This is a genomic window from Enterobacteriaceae endosymbiont of Donacia dentata (assembly GCF_012570745.1).
Taxonomy (GTDB): domain Bacteria; phylum Pseudomonadota; class Gammaproteobacteria; order Enterobacterales; family Enterobacteriaceae.
In genome coordinates this window covers 62,716-88,575 of the sequence record NZ_CP046212.1, presented here as the reverse complement: position 1 = coordinate 88,575, position 25,860 = coordinate 62,716, and the positions used below count along the sequence as shown (strand labels likewise).

General features: G+C 19.2%; 25 protein-coding genes and 2 tRNA genes. 8 read left to right on the top strand and 19 right to left on the bottom strand.

All coding sequences use genetic code 11. The features are described from left to right. Window position 1 precedes the first annotated feature (1 nt). Entirely contained in the window at window positions 2-1,003 is a 1,002-nt protein-coding gene (gene gap / locus GJT90_RS00455; RefSeq protein ID WP_168919945.1) for a type I glyceraldehyde-3-phosphate dehydrogenase, read from the top strand. 109 nt (window positions 1,004-1,112) lie between these two features. On the opposite strand, the gene GJT90_RS00450 is transcribed toward gap, so the two are convergent. The 11 genes from GJT90_RS00450 to GJT90_RS00400 all read right to left on the bottom strand — a co-directional run bounded on the left by GJT90_RS00450 (window position 1,113) and on the right by GJT90_RS00400 (window position 9,430). After that, window positions 1,113-1,463, bottom strand: coding sequence for a histidine triad nucleotide-binding protein (locus tag GJT90_RS00450; RefSeq protein ID WP_168919944.1), 351 nt, complete (start codon window positions 1,461-1,463; stop codon window positions 1,113-1,115). Window positions 1,464-1,488: 25 nt separating this feature from the next. Further along, entirely contained in the window at window positions 1,489-2,955 is a 1,467-nt protein-coding gene (ptsG, locus tag GJT90_RS00445) for a PTS glucose transporter subunit IIBC (protein WP_168919943.1), read from the bottom strand. Window positions 2,956-2,989: 34 nt separating this feature from the next. After that, window positions 2,990-3,991, bottom strand: a complete 1,002-nt coding sequence (locus GJT90_RS00440; RefSeq protein ID WP_168919942.1) for a DNA polymerase III subunit delta' C-terminal domain-containing protein — start codon at window positions 3,989-3,991, stop codon at window positions 2,990-2,992. A gap of 2 nt (window positions 3,992-3,993) precedes the next feature. Continuing rightward, window positions 3,994-4,623: a dTMP kinase gene (gene tmk, locus GJT90_RS00435; RefSeq protein WP_168919941.1), complete on the bottom strand. Its 630-nt coding sequence runs from the start codon at window positions 4,621-4,623 to the stop codon at window positions 3,994-3,996. Window positions 4,624-4,792: 169 nt separating this feature from the next. After that, window positions 4,793-6,034 (bottom strand): beta-ketoacyl-ACP synthase II, encoded by a 1,242-nt coding sequence (fabF, locus tag GJT90_RS00430; protein ID WP_168919940.1) that lies wholly within the window; start codon window positions 6,032-6,034, stop codon window positions 4,793-4,795. A gap of 81 nt (window positions 6,035-6,115) precedes the next feature. Beyond that, window positions 6,116-6,364 carry an acyl carrier protein gene (acpP, locus tag GJT90_RS00425; protein ID WP_168919939.1) on the bottom strand — a complete coding sequence of 83 codons (249 nt, stop codon included), beginning with the start codon at window positions 6,362-6,364 and terminating at the stop codon, window positions 6,116-6,118. A 66-nt stretch (window positions 6,365-6,430) separates the two neighbouring features. Next, on the bottom strand, window positions 6,431-7,171 hold the full coding sequence (gene fabG / locus GJT90_RS00420) for a 3-oxoacyl-ACP reductase FabG (protein WP_168920249.1): 741 nt from the start codon (window positions 7,169-7,171) through the stop codon (window positions 6,431-6,433). A gap of 16 nt (window positions 7,172-7,187) precedes the next feature. Next, a complete protein-coding gene (locus GJT90_RS00415) occupies window positions 7,188-7,700 on the bottom strand; it encodes an ACP S-malonyltransferase (protein ID WP_168919938.1) in 513 nt (170 codons plus the stop codon). After that, window positions 7,700-8,182: an ACP S-malonyltransferase gene (locus GJT90_RS00410; RefSeq protein WP_168919937.1), complete on the bottom strand. Its 483-nt coding sequence runs from the start codon at window positions 8,180-8,182 to the stop codon at window positions 7,700-7,702. The genes GJT90_RS00415 and GJT90_RS00410 overlap by 1 nt, the downstream gene beginning before the upstream one ends. A 24-nt stretch (window positions 8,183-8,206) precedes the next feature. After that, window positions 8,207-8,389 carry a 50S ribosomal protein L32 gene (rpmF, locus tag GJT90_RS00405; protein ID WP_168894587.1) on the bottom strand — a complete coding sequence of 61 codons (183 nt, stop codon included), beginning with the start codon at window positions 8,387-8,389 and terminating at the stop codon, window positions 8,207-8,209. A gap of 108 nt (window positions 8,390-8,497) precedes the next feature. Next, entirely contained in the window at window positions 8,498-9,430 is a 933-nt protein-coding gene (locus GJT90_RS00400; protein ID WP_211080522.1) for an RluA family pseudouridine synthase, read from the bottom strand. 384 nt (window positions 9,431-9,814) lie between these two features. Here GJT90_RS00400 and GJT90_RS00395 point away from each other — a divergent pair, with 384 nt between their 5' ends. Both GJT90_RS00395 and fnr read left to right on the top strand, forming a co-directional pair. Then, entirely contained in the window at window positions 9,815-12,256 is a 2,442-nt protein-coding gene (locus GJT90_RS00395; RefSeq protein WP_168919935.1) for an Rne/Rng family ribonuclease, read from the top strand. A gap of 133 nt (window positions 12,257-12,389) precedes the next feature. Then, a complete protein-coding gene (fnr, locus tag GJT90_RS00390; protein WP_168919934.1) occupies window positions 12,390-13,127 on the top strand; it encodes a fumarate/nitrate reduction transcriptional regulator Fnr in 738 nt (245 codons plus the stop codon). A 78-nt stretch (window positions 13,128-13,205) separates the two neighbouring features. On the opposite strand, the gene GJT90_RS00385 is transcribed toward fnr, so the two are convergent. The 3 genes from GJT90_RS00385 to GJT90_RS00375 all read right to left on the bottom strand — a co-directional run bounded on the left by GJT90_RS00385 (window position 13,206) and on the right by GJT90_RS00375 (window position 17,060). Continuing rightward, window positions 13,206-14,609: an NAD(P)(+) transhydrogenase (Re/Si-specific) subunit beta gene (locus tag GJT90_RS00385; RefSeq protein ID WP_168919933.1), complete on the bottom strand. Its 1,404-nt coding sequence runs from the start codon at window positions 14,607-14,609 to the stop codon at window positions 13,206-13,208. Window positions 14,610-14,622: 13 nt separating this feature from the next. Beyond that, window positions 14,623-16,203 (bottom strand): Re/Si-specific NAD(P)(+) transhydrogenase subunit alpha, encoded by a 1,581-nt coding sequence (locus GJT90_RS00380; RefSeq protein WP_343034411.1) that lies wholly within the window; start codon window positions 16,201-16,203, stop codon window positions 14,623-14,625. A 77-nt stretch (window positions 16,204-16,280) separates the two neighbouring features. Beyond that, the gene (locus tag GJT90_RS00375; protein WP_168919932.1) at window positions 16,281-17,060 is read right to left on the bottom strand and encodes an enoyl-ACP reductase FabI; all 780 of its coding nucleotides are present in this window, start codon (window positions 17,058-17,060) and stop codon (window positions 16,281-16,283) included. A gap of 210 nt (window positions 17,061-17,270) precedes the next feature. On the opposite strand from GJT90_RS00375, the gene cspE reads away from it, so the two are divergent. Further along, on the top strand, window positions 17,271-17,480 hold the full coding sequence (gene cspE, locus GJT90_RS00370; protein WP_168820769.1) for a transcription antiterminator/RNA stability regulator CspE: 210 nt from the start codon (window positions 17,271-17,273) through the stop codon (window positions 17,478-17,480). Between the two features lie 157 nt (window positions 17,481-17,637). On the opposite strand, the gene lipA is transcribed toward cspE, so the two are convergent. The 3 genes from lipA to GJT90_RS00355 are packed head-to-tail and all read right to left on the bottom strand — an operon-like array spanning window position 17,638 to window position 20,456. Beyond that, window positions 17,638-18,540, bottom strand: a complete 903-nt coding sequence (lipA, locus tag GJT90_RS00365; protein ID WP_343034413.1) for a lipoyl synthase — start codon at window positions 18,538-18,540, stop codon at window positions 17,638-17,640. 47 nt (window positions 18,541-18,587) lie between these two features. Next, window positions 18,588-19,217 (bottom strand): lipoyl(octanoyl) transferase LipB, encoded by a 630-nt coding sequence (gene lipB / locus GJT90_RS00360; protein ID WP_168919930.1) that lies wholly within the window; start codon window positions 19,215-19,217, stop codon window positions 18,588-18,590. A gap of 24 nt (window positions 19,218-19,241) precedes the next feature. Then, window positions 19,242-20,456: a serine hydrolase gene (locus GJT90_RS00355; protein WP_168919929.1), complete on the bottom strand. Its 1,215-nt coding sequence runs from the start codon at window positions 20,454-20,456 to the stop codon at window positions 19,242-19,244. 164 nt (window positions 20,457-20,620) lie between these two features. On the opposite strand from GJT90_RS00355, the gene truA reads away from it, so the two are divergent. Both truA and GJT90_RS00345 read left to right on the top strand, forming a co-directional pair. Next, window positions 20,621-21,448, top strand: a complete 828-nt coding sequence (gene truA, locus GJT90_RS00350) for a tRNA pseudouridine(38-40) synthase TruA (RefSeq protein WP_168919928.1) — start codon at window positions 20,621-20,623, stop codon at window positions 21,446-21,448. Between the two features lie 207 nt (window positions 21,449-21,655). After that, window positions 21,656-22,114, top strand: a complete 459-nt coding sequence (locus GJT90_RS00345; protein WP_168919927.1) for a CvpA family protein — start codon at window positions 21,656-21,658, stop codon at window positions 22,112-22,114. Between the two features lie 12 nt (window positions 22,115-22,126). Here the strand turns inward: GJT90_RS00345 and GJT90_RS00340 are convergent. Together GJT90_RS00340 and GJT90_RS00335 are read right to left on the bottom strand one after the other, a co-directional pair. Further along, window positions 22,127-22,212: transfer RNA gene (locus tag GJT90_RS00340), tRNA-Leu, on the bottom strand. A gap of 21 nt (window positions 22,213-22,233) precedes the next feature. Next, a tRNA-Cys gene (locus tag GJT90_RS00335) sits at window positions 22,234-22,305 on the bottom strand. 162 nt (window positions 22,306-22,467) lie between these two features. On the opposite strand from GJT90_RS00335, the gene GJT90_RS00330 reads away from it, so the two are divergent. Both GJT90_RS00330 and pta read left to right on the top strand, forming a co-directional pair. Next, window positions 22,468-23,673, top strand: coding sequence for an acetate kinase (locus GJT90_RS00330; protein WP_168919926.1), 1,206 nt, complete (start codon window positions 22,468-22,470; stop codon window positions 23,671-23,673). Between the two features lie 65 nt (window positions 23,674-23,738). Further along, window positions 23,739-25,859, top strand: coding sequence for a phosphate acetyltransferase (gene pta, locus GJT90_RS00325; RefSeq protein ID WP_168919925.1), 2,121 nt, complete (start codon window positions 23,739-23,741; stop codon window positions 25,857-25,859). Window position 25,860 lies beyond the last annotated feature (1 nt).

Genomic DNA, 25,860 nt, shown 5'->3' with positions numbered 1-25,860 from the left:
AATGTCTATTAGGGTTGCTATTAATGGATTTGGTAGAATAGGTCGTATTTTTTTTCGTATTGCTCAAAAAAATACTAAAGTAAAAATTATAGCAATTAATGATTTATTAGAAATAAATTATATGGCTTATATGATAAAATATGATTCTACACACGGACATTTTAATGGAAAAATTAAAGTTAAAAATAATAATTTAATTATAAATAGTAAAGATACTATACAAATTTTTTCTGAATCAGATCCTAGTAAATTAAAATGGGGTGATTTAGATATTGATGTTGTAGTAGAATCTACTGGTATTTTTTTAACAAAAAATCTTGTTAATAAACATATTTTTGCTGGTGCAAAAAAAGTTATTATTACAGCACCTCCTAAAGATAATTCTATTCCTATGTATGTAAGTGGAGTTAATTTAAATAATTATAAAGGAGAAAAAATTATTTCTAATGCTTCATGTACTACTAATTGTTTAGCTCCTTTAGCTAAAATTATTAATGATAATTATATTATTGAAAATGGATTAATGACAACTATTCATGCAGTAACTTCTACACAAAAAACTGTAGATAGTCCTTCTAGAAAAGATTGGAGAGGTGGTAGAGGGGCTTATCAAAATATTATTCCTTCAAGTACTGGAGCAGCAAATGCTGTTGGTATAGTTTTACCAGAATTAAATAATAAATTAACAGGTATTTCTTTACGAGTACCTGTAGCTAATGTTTCTGTAGTAGATTTTACAGTTAAAGTTTTAAAAAAAACTACATTAGAAAATATTTATGAAGTTATTAAATTTGCATCCAATAATTATATGAAAAATATTATTGGTTATACAGAAGATGATGTTGTATCAAGTGATTTTAATGGATCATTATTAACATCTATATTTGATAAAAAAGCAAGTATCAATATTGATAATAATTTTTTTAAATTAATTTCTTGGTATGATAATGAAACAGGATATTCTGCAAAAATATTAAATTTAATCTTACATATTTTTAAATAAAAATAACTTTTGAAAAAATTACTGCTATGTATTTAATATAAATTTATTAATACATAGCATAATAAATATTATTAGTTACAAAATATTATTTGATTTTTTTAAATATTTCTTAAAAAAAATCTTTTATACCTTGTCTTCCACCTAATAAATGCATATGTAAATAAAATATTGTTTGACATCCATGTTTATTACAATTAATTATAATTCTATATCCTTTTTCAGAAATATTTTTTTTTTTTGCTATTTTAGATGCAACAAATAACATTCTTCCTAATATTAATTCATCATTTTTTTTAATATCATTAAGAGTACTTATAAAAGTATTAGGTATAATTAAAATATGAACTGGAGACTGAGGATTTATATCGTTAAAAGCAGTCACTAAATTATCTTGATAAATAATATCAGTAGTAATTTTTCCAGATAAAATTTTTTGAAATATATTTTTTTTATTCTTCATAAAATTTATTTTATAGTAATTTATCTTAATTTTTATTTATTTTATTTCTTTTTATAAAATCTTCCATTTCTGTTTTTATATTATCAGATTTAGTTCCAAATATAGCTTGAATACCATTACCTGAAATAAAAACGGCAGAAGATCCTAGTAATTTTATTGTTTTTTTATCAACTTTATTTGTATTTACAACACTTATACGTAATCTGGTAATACAAGCATCTAAATTAGTAATATTATTAATTCCTCCAAAAGCATTTACTAATTTTTTAATATAATTTTCTGATAATAGATTATTATCTTCGTATATATCATTTTTTATTTTTTCTCTACCAGGAGTTTGTAAATTTAATTTTTTTATTAATATTTTAAATATACTATAATAAATAATAGTATAGATAATACCTATAATAGGAAATAACCATATTTTACTTCCATTACCACTTAAAATAATAAAATCTATTAAACCATGAGAAAAACTAGTTCCGTTTCTCATACCTAATAAAATACAAATAGGAAAAGATAATCCAGATAAAATAATATGAATAATATATAATATAGGTGCTGCATACATAAATGAAAATTCTATAGGTTCAGTAATTCCTGTAAAAAATGATGTTAATGCTGCAGATAACATTAAACTACCAATTTTTTTTTTATTTTCTTTTTTTGCTGTATGCCATATTGCAATAGCAGCTCCTGGTAATCCATACATTTTAAATAAAAAACCTCCTGCTAACTTACCTGCAGACGGATCTCCAGCTATATATCTTGCAATATCACCATGGTATGTTAATTTAGTTACTGTATTAACAAATGAACCAATTTCCATTTGGAATGGAACATTCCATATATGATGTAAACCAAAAGGTAATAATGCTCTTTCTATTATGCCATAAATACCAAATGCAAATATTGGATTTTGATAAACAGCCCAATATGAAAAATTTTGTATTAATTTACCAATAGGTATCCATATTAAAGATAATAATAAACCTATAAAAATAGATATTAATCCAGAAATAATAGGAACAAAACGTATTCCAGAAAAAAAACCAAGATACTCAACTAATTGAATTTTATGAAAATGATTAAACATATAAGCGGCAATAGAACCAGCAATAATACCTCCTAAAATTCCCGTATCAGAAAGATGTTTTTGCATTATTATTTCTTGTGTAATTTTATTATGTAATAAAATAGGAATTACTACTTCAACAGTTTTTGTCAAAATACCATAAGAAACAACTGATGCTAATGCAGATGTACCATTATTTTTAGTAAATCCTAAAGCTATACCAATAGCAAATATTAGTGGCATATTTGTAAATACAGAACTACCTGTTTTTTCCATAATATTAGAAATAATTTGAGGTAACCAATGGAAATGAGCTGAACCTATACCTAATAATATACCAGCTATAGGTAATACTGATACAGGTAACATTAAAGATTTACCAATTTTTTGCATATTAGAAAATGTATTTTTAAACATTTTGAAACCTTAATTTAATTACATTTGAAAAATATTATTTATTTTTATAAATCTTTTCTAAAGATAATAATAAATTAATTAATACTAATTCATGATTAATTATATTAATTTTTATTAAAATATTACGATAATATAATATTTTTTTTATCATTAATAAAATTTTATCTATAAAAATTAAATTAGATATTTTATTTATAAAAATAATTTGATCTAAATTATAAAAATATTTTTCTTTTATTTTAAGATGTAATTTTATTGTATCTAATAAAATTAGATATATCCAATTTAGATATAATAAAATATTTTTATTATTTAATATATATAATAATTTCATTATATCTTCTTCTAAAGAAGAGATAAAAATATTATATAAAGTTTTTCTATCTTTCCATATTATATTATTTAACAATTTGTATGCATAAATTGGAGCATGATTACATAATCGTAATGCTGTTTGTATATATTTTTTTTTAAAAATTATTTTATTTTTAAATTTATTTTTTAACCAAAATATACCTAATTTTTCACTAGGAGGATATATATTCCAAAATTGACATCTACTATAGATTGTAGATAATATTTCATATTTATTAGTACATTGTAAAAAAAACCAAGTATTTATAGGCGGTTCTTCTAAAATTTTTAAAATAGCATTACTAGATGATATATTTAACTGTTTTGCATAAGGAAACCATATAATTTTACCTTTATCTTGATAAGGAGAATTATAAATATTTTTTATTAAATCTCTAATTAATTCTATACTAATACTTGTTTGATTTTTATTACATTTAATAATATGCAAGTCTGGATAATTATTTTCTTTTATTAATAAACAATGATGACAAATACAACAACTATATAAATCTTTTTTATTTATACAAAAAATCCATTTGATTAATTCATATACTAAAGAAATAGTACCTAAACCATTTATTGAACAAAAAGTATAAGTATTATAATTTGTTTTACTTAAAAATTGATAAATTATTTTTTTATATAAAAAATCTAACCAAGGATAAGGAAGTTTATTCATTTTTATATTTCTATAGATTTTATTAATTTTATAATTATTTTTTTAACTAAAAATTTAACACTTTTTAAATTATTATTCGCATTAACTATTTTAATGAATTTATTTTTTTTTGCTATTTTTAAATAATAATTACGAACTCTAGAAAAAAAATCTATAGATTCGTTTTCAATTCTATCTTTTTTTTTAAATTTAATTCTTTTTAAAGCTATTATAGGATTTACATCTAAATAAATAATAATATCAGGTTTTATGTTATTTTTAATAAAATTTTGTAAAAAAATTATGTAATTTTTATTTAGTTTTCTTCCTCCAATTTGATAAGCATAAGAAGATAAATCATATCTATCAGATAATATCCAATGTGTATTAATATTAGGTCTTATAATATTATTTAATAATTGTAATCTAGAAGCATATATTAATAATAATTCTGTTTTATAAGAAAAATTTTCTTTTTTTTCAAATTTTATAATATTTCTTAATTTTTCTGCAATAGGAGTACCTCCAGGTTCATGAGTTAATATAATATTTGTAATATTAAAATTTTTTAATAATTTTACTATATAATTACAAATTGTTGTTTTCCCAGATCCATCTATACCCTCTACTACAATAAATTTATTATTTTTCATTTTTTTATTAAAATTTTACTACTAAAAATAGTATTATATTTGAATATTTTTAAATAAAAATAAATTAAAATTAATTATATATAATATATATATATATTATTAATTATTCAAATATTATTGAAAATGTTAAATATTTTTTATTATTTAAAATTTTATTTTTAATAATACATTATATTTTTTTAAAAATTAATGACGCATTAGTACCTCCAAAACCAAAAGAATTACATAGTACATATTTCATATTATTTACATTACGTGAAAAATGAGGTACAAAATCTAAATTTAAATCTTTATCAGGATGATCTAAATTAATTGTCGGTGGAACTATTTGATTTTTTAATGATAAAATAGAATAAATAGATTCAATTGCTCCTGCAGCACCTAATAAATGTCCAGTAATAGATTTAGTAGAACTGACAAATAATTTAGAATAATTATGTTTAAAAACTATTTTAATAGCATTTGCTTCTGCTATATCTCCTAATACAGTAGATGTGCCATGTGCATTTATATATTGAATTTTTTCAGGATTAATATTTGCATCTTTTAATGCATTTAACATAGATAACTGAGCTCCTTTCCCATTTAAAGAAGGAGAAGTTATATGATATGCATCATTACTCATTCCAAATCCAATTAATTCAGCAAAAATATTTGCATTTCTTTTTTTTGCATGATTATATTCTTCTAAAATTAATATACCTGCTCCATCTCCAATTACAAATCCATCTCTATCCTTATCCCATGGCCTACTTGCTTTTTTAGGTTGATTATTTCTTTTAGATAAAACTTTCATAGCACAAAAACCACCTAAACTTAAAGGAGTAACAGCTTTTTCTGATGCTCCAGCGATCATAATATCAGCATCATTATAAGATATTATTTTAAAAGCTATACCAATATTATGAATTCCTGAACTACAAGCTGTACTAATTGATAAACTTGGACCAGTTAATTTATAGTCAATTGAAATATTTCCTGTTATCATGTTTATGATAGTAGATGGGAAAAAAAAAGGGCTTATTTTTTTTAAACCTTTTTTATTTAAAATATAAGAATTTTTTTCAATTAAATTTATACCACCTAATCCTGAACCAACAGAAACACCAAATCTTGGATTATAATTTTTCTTAAATATTATACCAGAATTTTTAATAGCTTCTTTACAAGCAACTAATCCATATTGTATAAATAAATCAATATTTTTTTTTTTTTTATTTATAAAATAATTTTTATATTTAAAATTTTTTATAAGACCAGCAATTTTAGTTTTATATTTATTTGTATTAAAAGTATTAATTAAATTTATACCACTATTTCCATTTATAAGATTACACCAATTAGATTTTATTGAATTACCTATAGGAGTAATCATACCAATACCAGTAATTACTACTCTACGTTTATACATTAAATTTTTATCTATATAAAAAATATATAATATTTTATTAAAATAAAAAAATTAAATATTTTATTTTTTAATTTTTTTAAATTAATTTTGATTTTCATAATTATTAATATAATTAATTGCTTCTTGAATAGAAGTAATTTTTTCAGTATCTTCATCTGAAATTTCAATATTAAATTCTTCTTCTAATGACATTATAATTTCAATAGTTTCAAGAGAATCAACATTTAAATCTTTAAAAGAAGTATCATTTGTAATATTTTTTTCTTTAATTTCTAAAACATTAGCAATAACTTTTTTAACTCTTTTAATAATAGAATCATTTTTATTCATTATATTTCCTAGTAAAATATTTTAATATAATATCATTATTTTTATTTTTATAAGTAAAATAAAAAATTATTTCATATATAGACCACCATTAATATGTAATGTTTCTCCTGTTATATAGGATGCTTTATCAGAAACTAAAAAAATTACAGCATCAGCTATTTCTTGAGGATTTCCCAAACGTTTAGATGGAATTTTTAATTTTATATTATCACGATATTTTTTTTTTAATTTTAATGTCATATCAGTTTCTACATAACCAGGAGATATAACATTTACAGTAATTCCTCTATGTGCTACTTCTAAAGCTAAAGATTTACTAAATCCTATAATTCCTGCTTTGGTTGCTGCGTAATTAGATTGTCCTATACCACCAATAGTACCTATTACAGAACTAATATTAATTATACGACCAAATGATTTTTTTAACATATAATAAATAACTTCTCTACATAGTCTAAAAACAGAAGTTAAATTAACTTTTAAAACATTATCCCATTGATAATCTTTCATATTTAATACAAGTTTATTATATATTATTCCAGAATTATTAACTAATATATCTAAACTTTTAAAATTTTTAATAATATATCTAATAAAATTATTAATAATATATGGAGAATTATTTTTAAAATTAAGAATTAAACCAATACCATTTTTACCTAAATAATGATTTATTATTTTTATCCCATTTAAATTAGTAGATGTACCAATAACATAAGCTCCACACATAGCTAATGTATTAGCTATATTATAGCCTATACCTTTACTTGCACCAGTAACTAAAGCTATTTTACCATTAAGATTAATATTCATTTTTATAAGATTAAATTTTATATTTTTTTAATGTTGTTAGAAATGATTTTGAATCATAAATTGAATTTATATTAAAATTTTTTAAAATTGGTTTAGATATTTTTTGAAATATTTTTTTAGGAGTAAATTCGATTATGTTAAATATATTTTTTTTTTTTAGAAAATTTATACATCCTACCCAATTTACAGTAGAATATAATTGTTTAACTAAATATTTTTTAATTTTTTTAGGTGATTTTTCATATTTACAGTTAATATTATTAATAAATATAATTTTTGGTTTGTGAATGATAATTTTATTTAAAAATTTTTTAAATTCATATACTATAGGTTTCATTAATAAACAATGTGAAGGTACATCTATATTTATAGGTATAATATGTGCACCTAAAAATCTAAATATTTTTATAGCTTCAATTATAGCTAATTTATTCCCACTAATAGTAATATTAGTATATGAATTATAATTAGATATTGATACAAAATTATTTTTATTAGAAATTTTTGTACAAATATTTTCCACTATTTTTTTTTTATTCCAATAATTGTTTGCATATAATATCCATTTTTATTACAATCATTTAAACTAGATGATAACTTATGCATCAATTTACCTCTAAATCTTACTATTTTAATAGCATCAGAAAAATTAATAATATTACTACAAACCATTGCAGTATATTCTCCTAAACTATAACCCATAACGATATTAGGTAATAATATATTATTATTTTTTTGTAACCATAATCTATATATAGCTATAGATGATGTTAAAATTGCTGGTTGTGTATGATAAGTTTTATTTAATTTTTTTAATGAACCATATTGAATTAAATTCCATAAATCATATTTAAGAATTTCAGAAGCATAATTAAAAGTTTTTCTTATAACTTCATAATTATTATATAAAGAAGACAACATACCTATAAATTGTATTCCTTGTCCAGGAAAAATTGCAGCATATTTTTTATGATTTATAATATTTTTTTTATTAAAAAAATTCATAATTTTTATATTATTAAAATAATATTAATTATTATTTTTAATAATAATTTGTTTTCCTCTATAAAAACCATCATCATCTATATGATGATATAAATGTTTTTTACCAGTTTTTTTATCAATTAATAAAATTTTATTACTATATAATTTATCATGAGAACGTCTCATACCACGTTTAGATCTAGATTTTTTATGTTTTTGTACAGCCATGTTTTTTTTAAATACCTTTTTTATTATAAAATTTTTTATATATTTAATTAAATTATGTTAAAATCAAATATATTTTAGATATTTTTTATTATATATGCAATATATATATTAATAATTTATTTTTGATAAACAATTATTTAATTCCTTACTTAAAGGAGCATATATATTAATTTTTTTATTATTTATAGGATGTATAAATTTAATATTTTTAGCATGTAAAAATAATCTATTTAAATTAAAAATTGTTTTTAATTTTTCATTAAAAATTTGGTCACCATAACGTTGATCAAAAAGTATAGGATGACCTATATGGGACATATGTACTCTAATTTGATGTGTTCTACCTGTTAATGGTTTTATTTTTACTAACATTATATCTTTATAATTTTTGATAATTTTAAATTTAGTTTCTGAATATTTTCCTATATTATTATTTATTTGTACTTTAATTTTTTTATTAAAATTATTTTTTAATAAATAACTTTTAATATAATGATATTTTTTTTTAAAAAAATTACCTTTAACTAAAGCAATATAATTTTTAGTTATTTTTTTTTCTCTTAATTGTTTTTGTAACATTTTTAGTACTGATCTTTTTTTTGCCATCATCAAGACTCCAGAAGTTTCTTTGTCTATTCTATGAACAAGTTCTAAAAAAAAATTTTTTTTAAATAAAAATCGAAAATTTTCAATAATTCCATAATTAATACCACTACCTCCATGAACCGCAATACCAGAAGGTTTATTTATAGCTAAAATATATTTATCTTCAAAAATTATAGTTTTTTTAAAAAATATTTTTTTTTCTAAACTTAAATTATGTTTAATAGGATCAATTTTATTAATATATATAGAAGGAATTTTTATTATATCTTGAGATTTTATTTTAAAATTTGGTAAAATTTTTTTTTTATTAACTTTTATTTTACCCTGTCTTAACATACGATAAATCATACTTTTAGGAACATTTTTAAATTTATTAATTATAAAATTATCTATTCTTTGTTTATCAATATGAGAAGGAACAGTTATAAATTTCATTTTTATTATTTTATACATACTATTATAAATTAAATTAATAATTTTATTAATATAATCAAAAATTTTTATAAAAGATAATAATATGTTATATATTTAACAAAAAATTATTATTAAATATAAAATTTTATGTTAATATTTATCTCTAGTAAATGATTTTATTAAAATTTTAGTAAATAAATTAAAATATAATTAATTATAATAAAACACATTTTAATAATTATAATTATTTATAAATCATTGTAATGTATTTTTGCTATTTTTTAATAATTAATAATTTCAATAAAAACATAATTCATAAAATATTAAATACAATTTTTTATTATACCGTTTTTTAAATTTAATATATATTAATTAGTTTATAAAAAAATATATGAGTAAGTTATTATGAAAAGAATGTTAATAAATGCTACTCAACATGAAGAATTACGTGTTGCTCTAGTAAATGGACAAAAATTATATGATTTAAATATAGAGAACATTAATCATAAAAAAAAAAGATCTAATATATATAAAGGAAAAGTTGTACGTATTGAACCAAGTTTAGAAGCAATTTTTATAGATTATGGAGTAAATAAACATGGTTTTTTACCAATAAAAGAAATTACAGAAGAATATTTACCTAACTATTATAATAAAAATATATATAATAAAACAAATATTAAAGATTTTTTACCAATTGGAAAAGAAATTATTGTACAAATAAATAAAGAAGAAAGAGGAAATAAAGGAGCATCATTAACAACATTTATTAATTTAGTGGGAAGTTATTTAATTTTAATGCCAAATAAATCAAATTCTAGTGGAATTTCTAAAAAAATTATTGGAGAAGATCGAAAAAAATTAAAAAAAATTTTATCATTATTACATTTACCTCATAATATGAGTTTAATAATTCGTACAGCAGGATTAGGTAAAAATATTAAATTACTTACTTCAGATTTAAAATTTAGATTACAACATTGGAAAGAAATAAAAAAAAAAGCTAAAAATAAGTTAGCTCCATTTTTAATACATGAAGAAAGTAATTTGATTGTCAGATCTTTAAGAGATAATTTATGCCAAGATATAAATGAAATTTTAATTGATGATCCTAAAATATTAAAATTAGCAAAAAAACATATTAATATCTTAGGAAGATTTGATTTAAATCATAAAATTAAATTACATAAAAATATTATCCCTTTATTTCATTATTATCAAATAGAATCACAAATAGAAACAGTTTTTCAAAGAAAAGTATGTCTTTCTTCAGGAGGTTCTATTGTTATAGATACAACTGAAGCTTTAACATCGATTGATGTAAATTCATCAAAAGCAACTAAAGGAATTGATATAGAAGAAACTGCACTAAATATTAATTTAGAAGCTACAGATGAAATTATTAGACAATTACGTTTAAGAGATATAGGTGGATTAATTGTAATAGATTTTATAGACATGTCTTATTCAAAAAATCAAAAAATTGTAGAAAAAAGATTACTATATAAAATACGTAAAGATCGAGCTAAAATAAAAATAGGGCATATTTCAAAATTTGGTTTATTAGAAATGTCTCGTCAAAGATTATGTTCTTCTTTAAATGAATCTAATTATTATTTATGTCCTAGGTGTTTAGGTAATAGAACTATAAGAGATAATAAATCTTTATCTTTATCTATTTTAAGATTAATAGAAGAAGAATCATTTAAAAAAAATACAAAAGAAGTGTATGCAATAGTACCAATTCAAATAGCTTTTTATTTATTAAATGAAAAAAAAGATGCAGTTAATATAATTGAAAATCGAAAAATTAGAATATTTATTATTCCTAACAATAAACTTAATACACCAAATTATTATTTGTTACGTATCCAACATGGTGAAGATAAAAAAATTATTCATTCTTTTATAAGAAAATTTAATGAATTAAATTTAAGTAAACATAGTAATTATTATTTTAATAATAGATTTATTCAAAATAATTTAATAAAACATAATATTAAAAATAATAATTTTGGTATTTATGACAAAAAAGCGATAAAAAGAAGAAATTATTTTTTTTTAAAAATAAATAAATTATTTAATTTTATTAATATAAATAAATACAAATTTTTTAGTTTTTTAAAAAATTTCTGTAAAAAATTTCTTTACACAAAAAAAATAATTAAATTTTTTTTTAAAAAAAAATTTTTTATAAATAAAATTATATTAAATTATTATAATAAAAATTTTTTTTCTTACCCAAAAAATTATGTAAATAAAAAATTAAATAAAATAAATAAGATTATATCTTTTAATAAAGATAAAATTATTCCTATTTTTAGGTTAAAAAAAATAGAAAAAAATCAAAAAAAAATAGATAATAATTTATTACTTAATAATAAAAATAATAATCATAATTTAAATAATATTAGATTAAAAAAAATTTTAAATACAAAAAATATTCATAATGTAGATAATAAAAAAATTAATTTATCTAAAATTTCTATATCTATAGAAAATAAAATAAAATTAGATAAATTTAAAAATCATATGAAAATTAATAAAATAGTGCTAGATAAAATTAGATTACATGCTCATAAAAATATCATTTTAAAAAAAAATATAATTATTTCTAATATTATAAATAAACATCAATCTAAAATAAAAATAAAAAATAACCATTTATTAACAAAAAGAAAAATGTATAAGCATTATCTATCATCAAGCAATAAAAAAATACAAAATACTTTTACAAATTGTTATAATGATAAATTAATTAATCATTCAATTAATTTAAATAAAAATAAAGGTGCTGGGGCACATGCAGCAAAAAGATATGCTACTTCTCCTATTAAAAGATTATAATATTTTTTAATATTTTGTAAAAGAATTAACAAAATTTTTTATACGATTAATAAAATTTAAAATTATTCAATAATTAATTATATTTTAACTCATAATAATCTTTTTTTATTTTAATATTTAAGAGAGTAAAAAAATGATTCTGAAAAAAAAATATAATATAAAAAATATGGATTTGAAAAATTATATTATTGATTGTAAAAATTGTTCTACGCATAAATTATGTATCTTTTATAAACTTTATAAGTTAGAATTTCAAAAAATTATTAAAATAATTAAAAGAAAAAAATTAATAAAAAAAGGAGAAATATTATTTCGATCTAAAGATAGAATGCATTCTTTATTTACTGTAAAATCAGGAACTATAAAAAGTTATAATTTTACTAAAAAAGGAAATGAACAAATAATTAGATTTTATTTAACAAGTGATCTAATTGGATTAGATACCATTAATAATGGTATTTATAATAATTTTACTAAAGCATTAGAAACATCTATGTTATGTGAAATTCCTATATCAATATTAAATAGTATTTTTTTTAAAATACCTTCTTTTGGGGAAAAAATTATTAATTTAATGAGTAAAGAAATAAAAATAGGGTATTATTTCATATCACTTTTATTAAAAAAAAATGCAGAAATTAAATTAGCTACATTTATATATGATTTATCTAAAAAATTTAAAATGAGAGGATATTCACCAAAAGAATTTAATTTATCTATGAATAGAAGTGATATTGGTAATTATTTAGGACTTACAGTAGAAACAATTAGTCGTATTTTAAATAAATTTAAAAAAAGAAAAATGTTAATTATACATGGAAAACATATAATTATTAATAACTATTTAAAATTAATTAAATTAATTAATTAATAATTTTATATTTATTAAATTTTTATAAAGTTTACTCAAGTATTTAATTTAAATTTATACAACGAGTAAACTTTTTTCTTACATTATTTCTAACATTTTATTTATTGTATCTTTAGCATCACCAAATAACATATAACTATTATCTTTATAAAATAAAGGATTAGTAATTCCTGAATATCCCTTATTCATACTTCTTTTTAAAATAATTACATTATTAGCTTTCCATACTTCTAAAATAGGCATTCCAGATATTGGGCTATCAACATCTTCTTGAGCAGATGGATTTACTGTATCATTAGCTCCAATTATTAATACTGTATCTGTATCGGTAAAATCTTTATTAATTTCTTCCATTTCTAATACTAAATTATATGGAATATTAGCTTCTGCTAATAGAACATTCATGTGTCCAGGTAAACGTCCTGCTACTGGATGAATAGCAAATCTAACTTTAATATGTAATGAACCTAATTTTTTTATCATGGTAGAAAGTGGATATTGTGCTTGAGATACTGCTAATCCATAACCAGGAACAATAATAACACTATTAGAACTTTTTAATATTTCTACTGTGTTACCAATAGATATATTTTTATAATCTTGAGTATTTTTATTAATAATAATATCATTATTTTGTTCAAAATTTTTTTTTGCTCCCCCAAGTAAAACATTAAGAAAAGATCTATTCATTCCTTTACACATTAAATATGAAAGTATAGCTCCTGAAGAACCTACTAAAGCTCCGGTTATAATTAATAAATCATTAGTTAACATAAATCCTGAAGAAGCAGCTGCCCATCCTGAATAAGAATTTAACATAGATATAACTACAGGCATATCAGCTCCACCAATACTCATAATTAGATGAAACCCAAATAATAATGAAACTAAAAACATTAATACTAAGGATAAAATTTGTAATTTAATATTATGTATTTTTAAAAAAATAATCATTAATATAAATGATATTAATAATAAAAAAATATGTATTTGATTTTTATATTTTATATTTAAAGTTTTTGATTGTATAAATCCAGATAATTTATTAAAAGCAATAATAGATCCTATTAAGGTAACTGAACCTATAAAAATACTAATAAATATTTCTACTAATTGCATATTAGTATTATTACTAAATATAATATTATTATATATTAATAATAAATAATTATTAAAGCCAACAAGAACTGCAGTTAATCCAACGAAACTATGTAATATTGCAATTAATTGAGGCATTTTAGTCATATCAATTTTTTTAGATATATTAATTCCTATAATTGCTCCACAAATAATTGCTGTTATTACGTAACCAATATTGTTAATTTTTGATTTTAATATAGCTATAATAATAGCAATAATCATACCAATAATGGCAAACAAGTTACCTTTTCTAGAGGTTTCTTGTTTAGAAAGATTTGCAATACTTAATATAAATAATATTGCTGATATAGTATATGTAAAAATTAATGACCTATCAGACATTTATATATTCTCCTTAATTTTTATTAAACATTTTTAACATACGTTGAGTAATAGTTAATCCTCCAAAGATATTGATACTAGATAATAAAATTCCAAAAAAAGCTATTATAATTATAGTAAAATAATCACTACTAATTTGTAATATAGAACCAATAACAATAATACCAGAAATAGCATTTGTTACAGACATTAAAGGTGTGTGTAATTTATGACTTACATTCCATACTACATAGTATCCTATTATACAAGATAATAAAAAAATTATAAAATGAGGAATAATTTCACTAGGAATATATTTAGTTATATAATAAAGAAAAAATAATCCTACAGTATATAAAAAATATTTATTCATTAAAAAACATGTATTTTTTTTTTTAGCTAAATTTTTTTTTATATTTGTAAAATTATTTATTTTTTCTACATTTTTTTTTTTAGAAGATATAGGTGCGGGCCAAATAATTTTACTATTATAAATAATAGTCATATTTCTAATAATTTCATCTTTTAAATTAATATTAATTTTTCCAAAATTATTTCTAGATAATAGATCTAATAAATTTATAATATTGGTACTATATAATTGGGAAGCTTGTGATGATAATTTACTCGGTAAATTTGTATAACCTAGAATTTTAATATTATTATTAGTTATAATCATTTTATTTTTCTGTGTTAATTCACAATTACCTCCATTTTCAATAGCAAGATCAAAAATAATACTACCTGGTTTCATTTTTTCAATCATTTTTTTTGTAATTAAAATAGGAGATTTTTTATTTGGAATAATTGCAGATGTAATAATGATATCTGTTTTACTTACTATACTATTAAAAGATTCTTGTTCTAATTGTATTTTATTTTTTGATGAAATAGTTTTATATTCATGAACATCATTATTATCTTGTTCACTTTTTAATTCCAAAAATTCAGCACCCATACTATGAATTTGTTCTTTTACTTCTTTTTTTTTATCAAAAGCAACAACTATTGCTCCTAAACTTTTTGCTGTACCAATAGCAGATAAACCAGCTACTCCTGCTCCAATTACCATTACTTTTGCTGGAAGAATTTTTCCTGCGGCAGTTATTTGACCGTTTAAAGTCCTGCCTAATAAATATGCTGATTCTATAATACTTCTATATCCAATTAAATTATTCATTGAACTTAAAGCATCTAAAGATTGAGCTCTGGAAATTCTAGGAACAGTATCCATTGCAATTGTAGTTATATTTTTTAATGCTAAAATATTTAATAATTTACTATTTTTATAAGGCCAAATAAAACTAATTAATATACTATTTTTTTTAATTAATTGACTTTCTTTTTCATCAAGTGGATGAATTTTAATTATTATATTTGCTTCCCAAATTTTTGTATTGTTGACTATTTTTGCACCTTTATTTTTAAAATCTTCATCTTTAAAATAAGAAAGATCTCCTGCTCCTTTTTCAATATATACTTCAAAACCTAATTTTATTAATTTTTTAATATTTGAAGGTGTTATTGCTATTCTTTTTTCTTTAAAATATTTTTCTTTTAATACTCCAATTATCATAATTAATCCTTTTTTATAAAAATATATAATTTTATACAAAATTAAATTTAATATTAACTAAATTTTAAAATTATCATTTATTAAAATATTTATCAAATTAATATAATTTATAATTATTAATTATTTCCAATTATTTGTATACTAAAACCAGAATCTAAATTAATTATTTCTCCTGTAATTCCTAATGATAAATCAGAAGCTAAAAAAGTAGCTACATTACCTATATGATTAATAGTAATTTTTTCTGATAAAGGACTATTTTTTTTATATAATTTTATTATATGATTAATATTTTTTATTTTTGAAGATGCAATAGTTTTTATTGGTGCAGGAGAAATACCATTAATTCTTATATTTTTATTACCAATATTACATGCAATATAACGAATATTAGCTTCTAATGAAGCTTTTGCTAATCCCATAATATTATAATTTGGTATGAATTTTTTTGCACCTAAATAAGTTAAAACTATTATTGAAGATTTACTATTAAGTAAATGTACACATTTTTTTATCATACCTAATAAACTATAAGAACTAATATCATGAGATATTTGAAATTCTGTACGAGAAATATTTTTAATAAAATTATTTTTTAATGTGTTAAAAGATGCAAATGCTATAGAATGAACAAAACCATCAAATTTATTCCATATTTTAGATATTTTTAAAAATAAAAATTTAATATCTTTATCTTTTGAAACATTACATTTTATAATTGGATATTTTGTCATTTTTTTTACTAATTTTTCTATTTTATTTTTATTTTTTTTTTCTTGGTATGTAAAAATTAAATTTGCTTTATTTTTATACATAACTTGGGCTATACCATATGCAATAGATTTTTTATTTAAAATTCCAGTAATTAATATTTTTTTACCAAATAATAAATTCATAAATTTTATCTTAAAAAATATTTATTCTATCAATAAAATTTAATAAATTTGAAAAAATAATAAATATTTGAGATAATTTTCTTAAAAAATATTTAAAAATTCGATATTTCTCACTTTTTTGATTTGTTTCACTAGACAAATGAACTATTAATTGATGTACTTTTAAATGACACAATTTTAGTGTCTATTTTTATGTAAAGGTAATAATTGATGTCCAAGATTAAAGGTAACGTTAAGTGGTTTAATGAATCTAAAGGCTTTGGTTTCATTACTCCTGAAGATGGTAGTAAGGATGTTTTTGTACATTTTTCTGCAATTCAAAGTAGTGGTTTTAAAACATTAACCGAAGGGCAAAGAGTCGAATTTGAAATCACTAACGGAGCCAAAGGACCTTCTGCTGCTAATGTTGTTGCACTTTAAATTCATTTAATTAGCAAAAAAAAGGTTTAATATATATTTGCCTCTGATAAGATTAAAAATTTTTATATTTAACTATTTATTAAATTTAAAATAATATTTTAAATAATTTTTATAAAAATTATTTTTTTTCAGAGGCAATTATTTATATAAAATTATTTTAATTAAAATAATTTTTTTGTGCATTATAAGAAGAACGTATAAAAGGACCACACATTACTTTTTTAAAACCTATTTTTATAGCTTCTTCTTTAATTTTAATAAATTCTTGTAAACTATAATATTTATATACAGGTAAATGTTTTTTGCTAGGTTGTAAATATTGACCAATAGTCAAAATATCAACTCCATTAAATTTTAAATCTGATATAGTATTATATAATTCTGTATCTGTTTCTCCTAACCCAACCATTAGACCGGATTTAGTTATAATTTTTGGAAATAAATTTTTAAATTTTTTTAATAATATTAAAGATTTTTTATATTTACCAAAAGGTCTTATTTTATAATATAAATTTTTTACTGTTTCTATATTATGATTAAAAACATCAGGTAATGAATACTTAAATATATTTAAAGCTTTTTCAATACAATTTTTAAAATCTGGTACTAAAATTTCTATTTTAATATTAAAATTTTTTTCACGTATTTTTTTTATACAATTAACAAATTGTTTAGCACCTCCATCATGTAAATCGTCACGACTTACAGAAGTAATAACAACATATTTAAGATTTAATTTTGAAATAGTATTTGCTAAATTAGATGCTTCATTCTTATTATACTTTATTATAGGTCTACCATGAATTACATCACAATATGGACAATTTCGAGTACATATGTTTCCTAAAATCATAAATGTTACTTGTCCTTTTCCAAAACATTTTATTAAATTAGGACAAGATGCTTCTTCACAAACTGAATATAATTTGTTTTTTTTTAAAATAGATTTTATTTTTTGAATTTTATTATTATTTAATGGAAATTTAATTTTTATCCAATCAGGTTTTTTTAAAAATTTTTGTTTCATATAATTATAAAGAATTATTTTAAAATAAATAATTTAATATTATAATTAAAATTTTTTTAAAAAAACTATTTTAGTTAAAATTAATTACTATAATTATTTATTAATAAAATAAATTCTTTTATTAATAATTTTTTAATTTTAAATATTTTTATATTTGGAATAAAATTTTTTAATTGAGTCATTTTTAATTTTTTAAAACCACATGGTTTAATATATTTAAAAGGTAATAAATTCATATTTATATTAAATGCTATACCATGTGTAGAACATCCTTTTGAAATTTTTATTCCTATAGATGCTATTTTTTTATTATTAATATACACACCAGGATTACAATGATAAATATCAGGAATAATTTTAAAATATGATAAAATATTTTTTACTGTTTCTTCTAAAATAAATATTAAATTTTTAATATTTATTTTTCTTCTTTTTAAATTAATTAAAATATACATAATTTGTTGTCCTGGAGCATGATAAGTAATTTTACCTCCTCTATCAGTATTAAATATTGGTATGTTATGATAATAATATAAGATATCTGAAATATTATATATTTTACCTTGAGTAAAAACAGGAGTATGTTCAACTAACCATATTTCATCTAATGTATTATCATATCTTTTTAAATTAAAATTATTCATTTTCTTATAGGTTATATACCAAGGTTCTATTCCTAAATTTCGTATGATAAAATTTTTTTTATACATAATAGTAGCTATTAAAAATTATTTTTATTGATGCATCCATTTACTTATTAATAATCTTATATAATCTAGTAAACAAATAAAAATATTACCTTTTGAAACCTTTTCTAAAGAAACTAATGGATATTTTCCAATTATATGATTATTAATTATAAAAGTCATACTACCTAATACTTGATTTTTATATATTGGAGCTAATATTTTGTTATTTTTAATATAATATAAAATTTTTATTTTTTTTTCCTGATTTTTAAGAATTGTTAAATAAACATTTTTTTTAATTCCTACTCTTACAGAACTATATTTCCCATATAAAATAGGAATAGATGCTATTTTTTGATTTTTTTTTATAGGATTAATTGTACGAAAAGTTTCAAAACCCCAATTTAGTAATTTTTTACTATTTTTTCTTCTATCCTCTTCTGTTTTATCACCTAAAATAACAACAATTAATCTCATGTTATTTTTTGTAGCAGAAGCTATAATATTATAACCAGCATTTTCAGTATGCCCTGTTTTAATACCATCTACATCTAAAGTACTATCCCATAGTAGTAAATTACGATTTTTTTGAAAAATATTATTAAAAGTAAAACTTTTTTGTTTATAAATAGAATATTCATAAGGAAAATCATGAATTAATACTTTTCCCATAATTGCCATATCTTTTGCTGTAGTATATTGTCCAGATTCATCTAATCCATGAACATTTTTAAAACAAGTATTTTTTAATCCTATTTTTTTTGCATAAAAATTCATCAAATTTACAAACTTTTCTTGATTTCCAGATATATATTCTGCTATAGCTACACAAGCATCATTACCTGATTGTAAAATAATTCCCTTTATTAAATTTTCGACAGAAATATGATCTCCAATTTGTAGAAACATTAATGAAGATCCATTAAATTCTTCATTACCTGTGGCCCAAGAATTCTTATTAACAACAACAACATCATGACGATGTATGTTTCCTTTTGATATGGCTTGAGAGATTACATAACTAGTCATAATTTTTGCAAGACTAGCTGGTTTGTGAAATTCATCACTATTTTTTTCTGTTAAAATAACTCCTGTATTATAATCTATTAAAATATATGATTTAGCACTAATATTTGGTTGAGGTAAAATAGTAAATATATTTTCATGAGCATATATTATTGTAGAATATATTGTAAGTATGGTAATAATTAATTTTGTAATTTGATTAATTTTTTTGTTAGTTTTTTTACGTATTTTCATTATATTTTACTCATATATAAGTATATATTATATTTTTTATAATTAAGATTATTAAAAACGATTAAATTATGTTTATTAAAAATGTTATTTTATATAATTTTAAAAAAAATGTAACTAAAATTTTAGTAAAATAAAATTTTTAAAAAAAATATGTAGGTATAAAAATGATAAAAATTAAATCTCAAAAAAAATATAAGTTTGCATTAGGAGTAGAATATAATGGTAAAAATTATTATGGATGGCAGAAACAAAAAACATATTATCGAAAAACTATACAAGAATGTGTTGAAAATGCTATTTCAAAAATTGCTAATCATAATGTAAAAATTATTTGTGCTGGTAGAACTGATATAGGTGTTCATAGTTTAGGACAAGTTATTCATTTTGAAACAAATAGTTTTAGAAAGAAAAAATCCTGGATTTTAGGTATTAATAGTCTTTTACCAAAAGACATAGTTATAAATTGGTTAATATCAGTAAAAAAAGAATTTCATGCAAGATTTAGTGCATTATCACGTAGGTATTTTTATATTATATATAATAATTCATATAGATCAGCTATTTTAAATGGTTTAGTTACTTCATATAAATATAATTTAAATATTATGAAAATGAAAAATGCAATAAAATATCTATTAGGAGAACATGATTTTACTTCTTTTAAATCTAGTAATAAACAAAATATATCTTCTTTTCGTAAAATTATTAATTGTAATATTCAAAAATATGGAAACTATATTTTAATTGATATAAAGGCAAATGCTTTTTTATATCATATGGTTAGAAATATTGTAGGTAATTTATTAGAAATAGGACTCGGGAAAAAAGAAGAAAATTGGATATCAGAATTAATTAAAACTAAAGATATAACTAAAGCTGCTGCAACAGTTAAACCAGATGGATTATTTTTAGTAGAAGTTGAATATCCAAAACATTTTTGTATTCCTTATTTTAATTGGAATTCATATGTTTTTTTAAAACAATTAATTTAATTATTAATATTATTTTTTTAAATAAAATAATATTTTTTATTATTTTAAAATAAAAATATATATAAAAATATAGAATTTTATTCTAAAATAGAACTTTTTATTTAAAAAAATAAAATTATTTAAATATTAAAAATTTTTATATTCTTTTAGTCATTAAAAAGATAAAATAACTTAATTACAATTTTAAATATAAAAAAAAATATGTTTATGATTGATTATTTATTTATATTAATAATAATATTATCTTCATTATTTAGTTTTTTTAGAGGTCTTATCAAAGAAATATTAACGATATTAATTTGGTTTATATCGTTTTATTTATCTAAAAAATATCTTTATCATTTATTTTATATAAAAAATACAGTAATTAATAATTTGTATTATAAAAAAATTTTTTTATTCCTTATATCATTTATATTATCTTTATCATTAGGATATATAATTAATAATTATGTAAATAAAAAAATAAGATATTATAATTTAAATATATTTAATAAAATATTAGGATTATTTTTTGGATTTTGTAAAGGATGTTTTATTATTTTATTTTTTTTATATTCTTTAAATAATTTTGATAAAAACTTATATAATGATATTTTAATTAAACAAAAACCATTAGTATTTATTTATTTTCATAACATTTTACAAAAACATAATTATTTTTAATAATATGTTTTATACCCAGAGCGGGAATTGAACCCGCACAGCAATAACATGCCGAGGGATTTTAAGTCCCTTGTGTCTACCAATTCCACCATCTGGGCAAAATTCTTAAATATTAAAAAAGGCGCATCCCGGAATTGAACCGAAATAAAAGGATTTGCAATCCTCTGCATAAACCATTCTGCCAATGCGCCATATTATTATTTATAATAACTTATATTAAAAATTATGTATATATTATTTTTATTTTTATTATAAAATTTAATATATATTATATAAAAAATAATATATATTATTTTTTATATATATTAAAATATATACATTAATAATTATATAATACTTTTTTAGGAAAATATATGTTAAAAAAATTAGTATTTGTTATTAATTGTGGTAGTTCTTCTTTAAAATTCTCAATTATAAACCCTTTAAAAAAAGAAGTATTATTTTATGGTTTAGCTGAATATTTTCAAAATAAAGATTCTTATATTACATGGAATACTAAAAATATTAAAAAAAAAGTAAAATTTAATGAAAAAACTAATCATAAAATAGTATTGAATTATTTAGTAGAAAAAGTTTTAAAAAAAAATACATTATTATTTAATAATATAATAGCAGTGGGTCATCGTATAGTTCATGGAGGAGAAAAATTTACACATTCCGTAATAATTAATCAAAAAGTTATTAAAGCGATAGAAAAAGCATCAATTTTTGCTCCTTTACATAATCCTATTCAGTTAATAGGTATTAAAGAAATAATAAAACTTTTACCTAAATTAAAAAATAAGCAAGTTGCTGTATTTGACACAGCTTTTCATCAAACAATACCTGAAACATCATTTTTATATGCTTTACCCATAAAATTTTATAAAAAATATAAAATACGTCGTTATGGGGCTCACGGTACAAGTCATAAATATGTATCTATGATAGCTGCTAAAATGTTAAATATACCTTTTAAGATATTTAATTGTATTTCATGTCATTTAGGTAATGGGTCTTCTGTAACTGTTATAAATAATGGTAAAAGTATTGATACTTCTATGGGTTTAACTCCTTTAGAAGGTTTAGTAATGGGGACAAGATGTGGTAATATTGATCCTGCAATTATTTTTTATATGAATAAACAATTATCTATTAAGATAGATAAAATTTATAAAATTTTAACTGAAAAATCAGGTATGTTAGGTTTAACAAATATAACTAGTGATTTTAGATATCTTGAAGAAAATTATTCAAAAAATCCAGAAATAAAAAAAGCTATTAAAATATTTATACATTATTTATCTAAATATATAGCTTCTTATAGTATTCTAATAAAAAAAAAAATTAATGCAATTATTTTTACAGGAGGAATAGGAGAAAATAGTATTTTAATAAGAGAAAAAACAATAGAAAAATTAAAAATTTTAAATATTTTTCTTGATAAAAAATTAAATAATAAAATGATACATGGAAAATCTGGTTTAATTAATACTATTAATAGTATTCCAATACTAGTTATACCTACAAAGGAAGAACTTATGATTGCACAAGATACATTTAAAATTATTAATAACTAACAAGATTAATTTAATAAAATTTATAAAATAAAAAAAGGTAAATAATTATGCTAAAAAAAGTAATTATGTCTATACCCCTAAATATAGATGAACATTTTTTTACTAGTATAAACTTAGGGTTATTAAATAATATACAAAATAAAAACTTAAAATGTACATTTTTTAAACCAATCTCTCAAATAGAAAAATATAATTTTAACCATACTAATTCTATTTTAAAAAAATATTATCCTAATATTAAACTAATAAATTCTTTAAAAATAAATGATATAAATTTATTAAATAATACTATTAAATATAATAGTATTATCAATGATATAATTAAAAAATATTTTCAAAATATAAATAATACAGATATTTTTTTTATAGAAGGTATGCATTCTATATATATAGAACAATTATTATTTAAATTAAATTGTGATATAGCAAATATTTTTAATATAGAAATAATATTTATTACATCTATATTTGTAAAATATGAGACTTTAGAAGAAATTAAATCTAAAATTAATATTTTATTTAAAAATAATTTATTTAATTACAATATAAAAAAAATTTCTTTTTTTATTAAAGAAGTATATGATAAACAAAATCATAATCCTTTTTTTTATAATTTAAATATATTTAAGGAAAATAAATTAAAAAATAAAAAAATTATTCATAATACATTAATATCATTAAATGACAATACAGTATGTATTCCATGGTTAAAAAATTTTATATTTGGAATTAATTTAAAATATATTTGTAATTATTTAAAATGTAATACAATTAATATTGTATATAATAGAATTAAATATATCTTATTTTTTAATAAATTTTTTTTTATAAAAAAAAATTTTTTTACTAAATCTTTAGTTATCATTTCTATAAATGATATAGAAAGTATAAAAAAAATATATAGTATAATATCTAAAAATATTGTTTGTAATAGTATATTATTTACTGATACTATATCAGCTAATAATACTAATTATTTTTTTTTAAAAATTATAAAATTTGCTAAAATTAAAAAAATAACTATTTTATATATAAAAAATAATATCTATGATGTATATTCAAAATTACAAAATATTTACAAATATTCTTTTCCTGTATATGATCATAAACTAATATTTAATATTATTAAATATATCTCACCATATATTCCAGAAAATTTTTTTTTAAAAAAATATAAAAATTATAAATTTTATATTTCTCCATATATTTTTAAATATAATTTAATAGAGCAAGCAAGTAAATTAAAAAAAACTATTTTATTACCAGAAGGTGATGAAATACGTATTCTTCAAGCTGCTTCAATATGTTCTCAAAAAAATATTGCTAATTGTGTTCTTTTAGGTAAAAAAAATAAAATTTATAAAATAGCTAAAATATATAATCTAAATTTAACTAATATTGATATTATTGATCCTGATCTTATTAGGGATAATTATATAGAAAAACTAATGTATATAAGAAAACATAAATTACTAAATGAGGTGAAAGCAATACAATTATTAAAAGATAATATGGTTTTATCTGCTATGATGTTAAAACAAAAAGAAGTTGATGGTATAGTTTCTGGAGCTAATACTACAACTGCTAATACTATTAAACCTGCATTACAAATTATTAAAAATTTACCAAGATTTTCTATAATTTCATCAATATTTATAATGTTATTATCTAAAAATATATTAATATATGGTGATTGTGCTATTAATCCTAATCCTAATTATAAACAATTAGCAGAAATTGCAATACAATCTTGGGAAACTAGTAAAATATTTAATATAAATTCTCCTAAAATAGCAATGATTTCATATGCTACAGGTAATTCTAGTAAAGGTATAGAAGTAGAAAAAGTACGTAGAGCAACTAAGCTAGTAAAAAATAAATTTCCTACATTAATGATAGATGGTCCATTACAATATGATGCTGCTGTAATAGAAAAAATTGGCAAACATAAAGCACCATATTCTTTAGTTGCTGGTAATGCTAATATTATTATTTTCCCAGATCTTAATACTGGAAATACTACTTATAAAGCTGTACAAAAAACATCTGATATTGTTTCTATAGGACCTATATTACAAGGTATTAACCAGCCAATTAATGATTTATCAAGAGGTTCTTCAGTAGAAGACATAATCTACACAATAGCAGCAACAGTTATACAAACTAAATTAAAAAATAAAACATAAT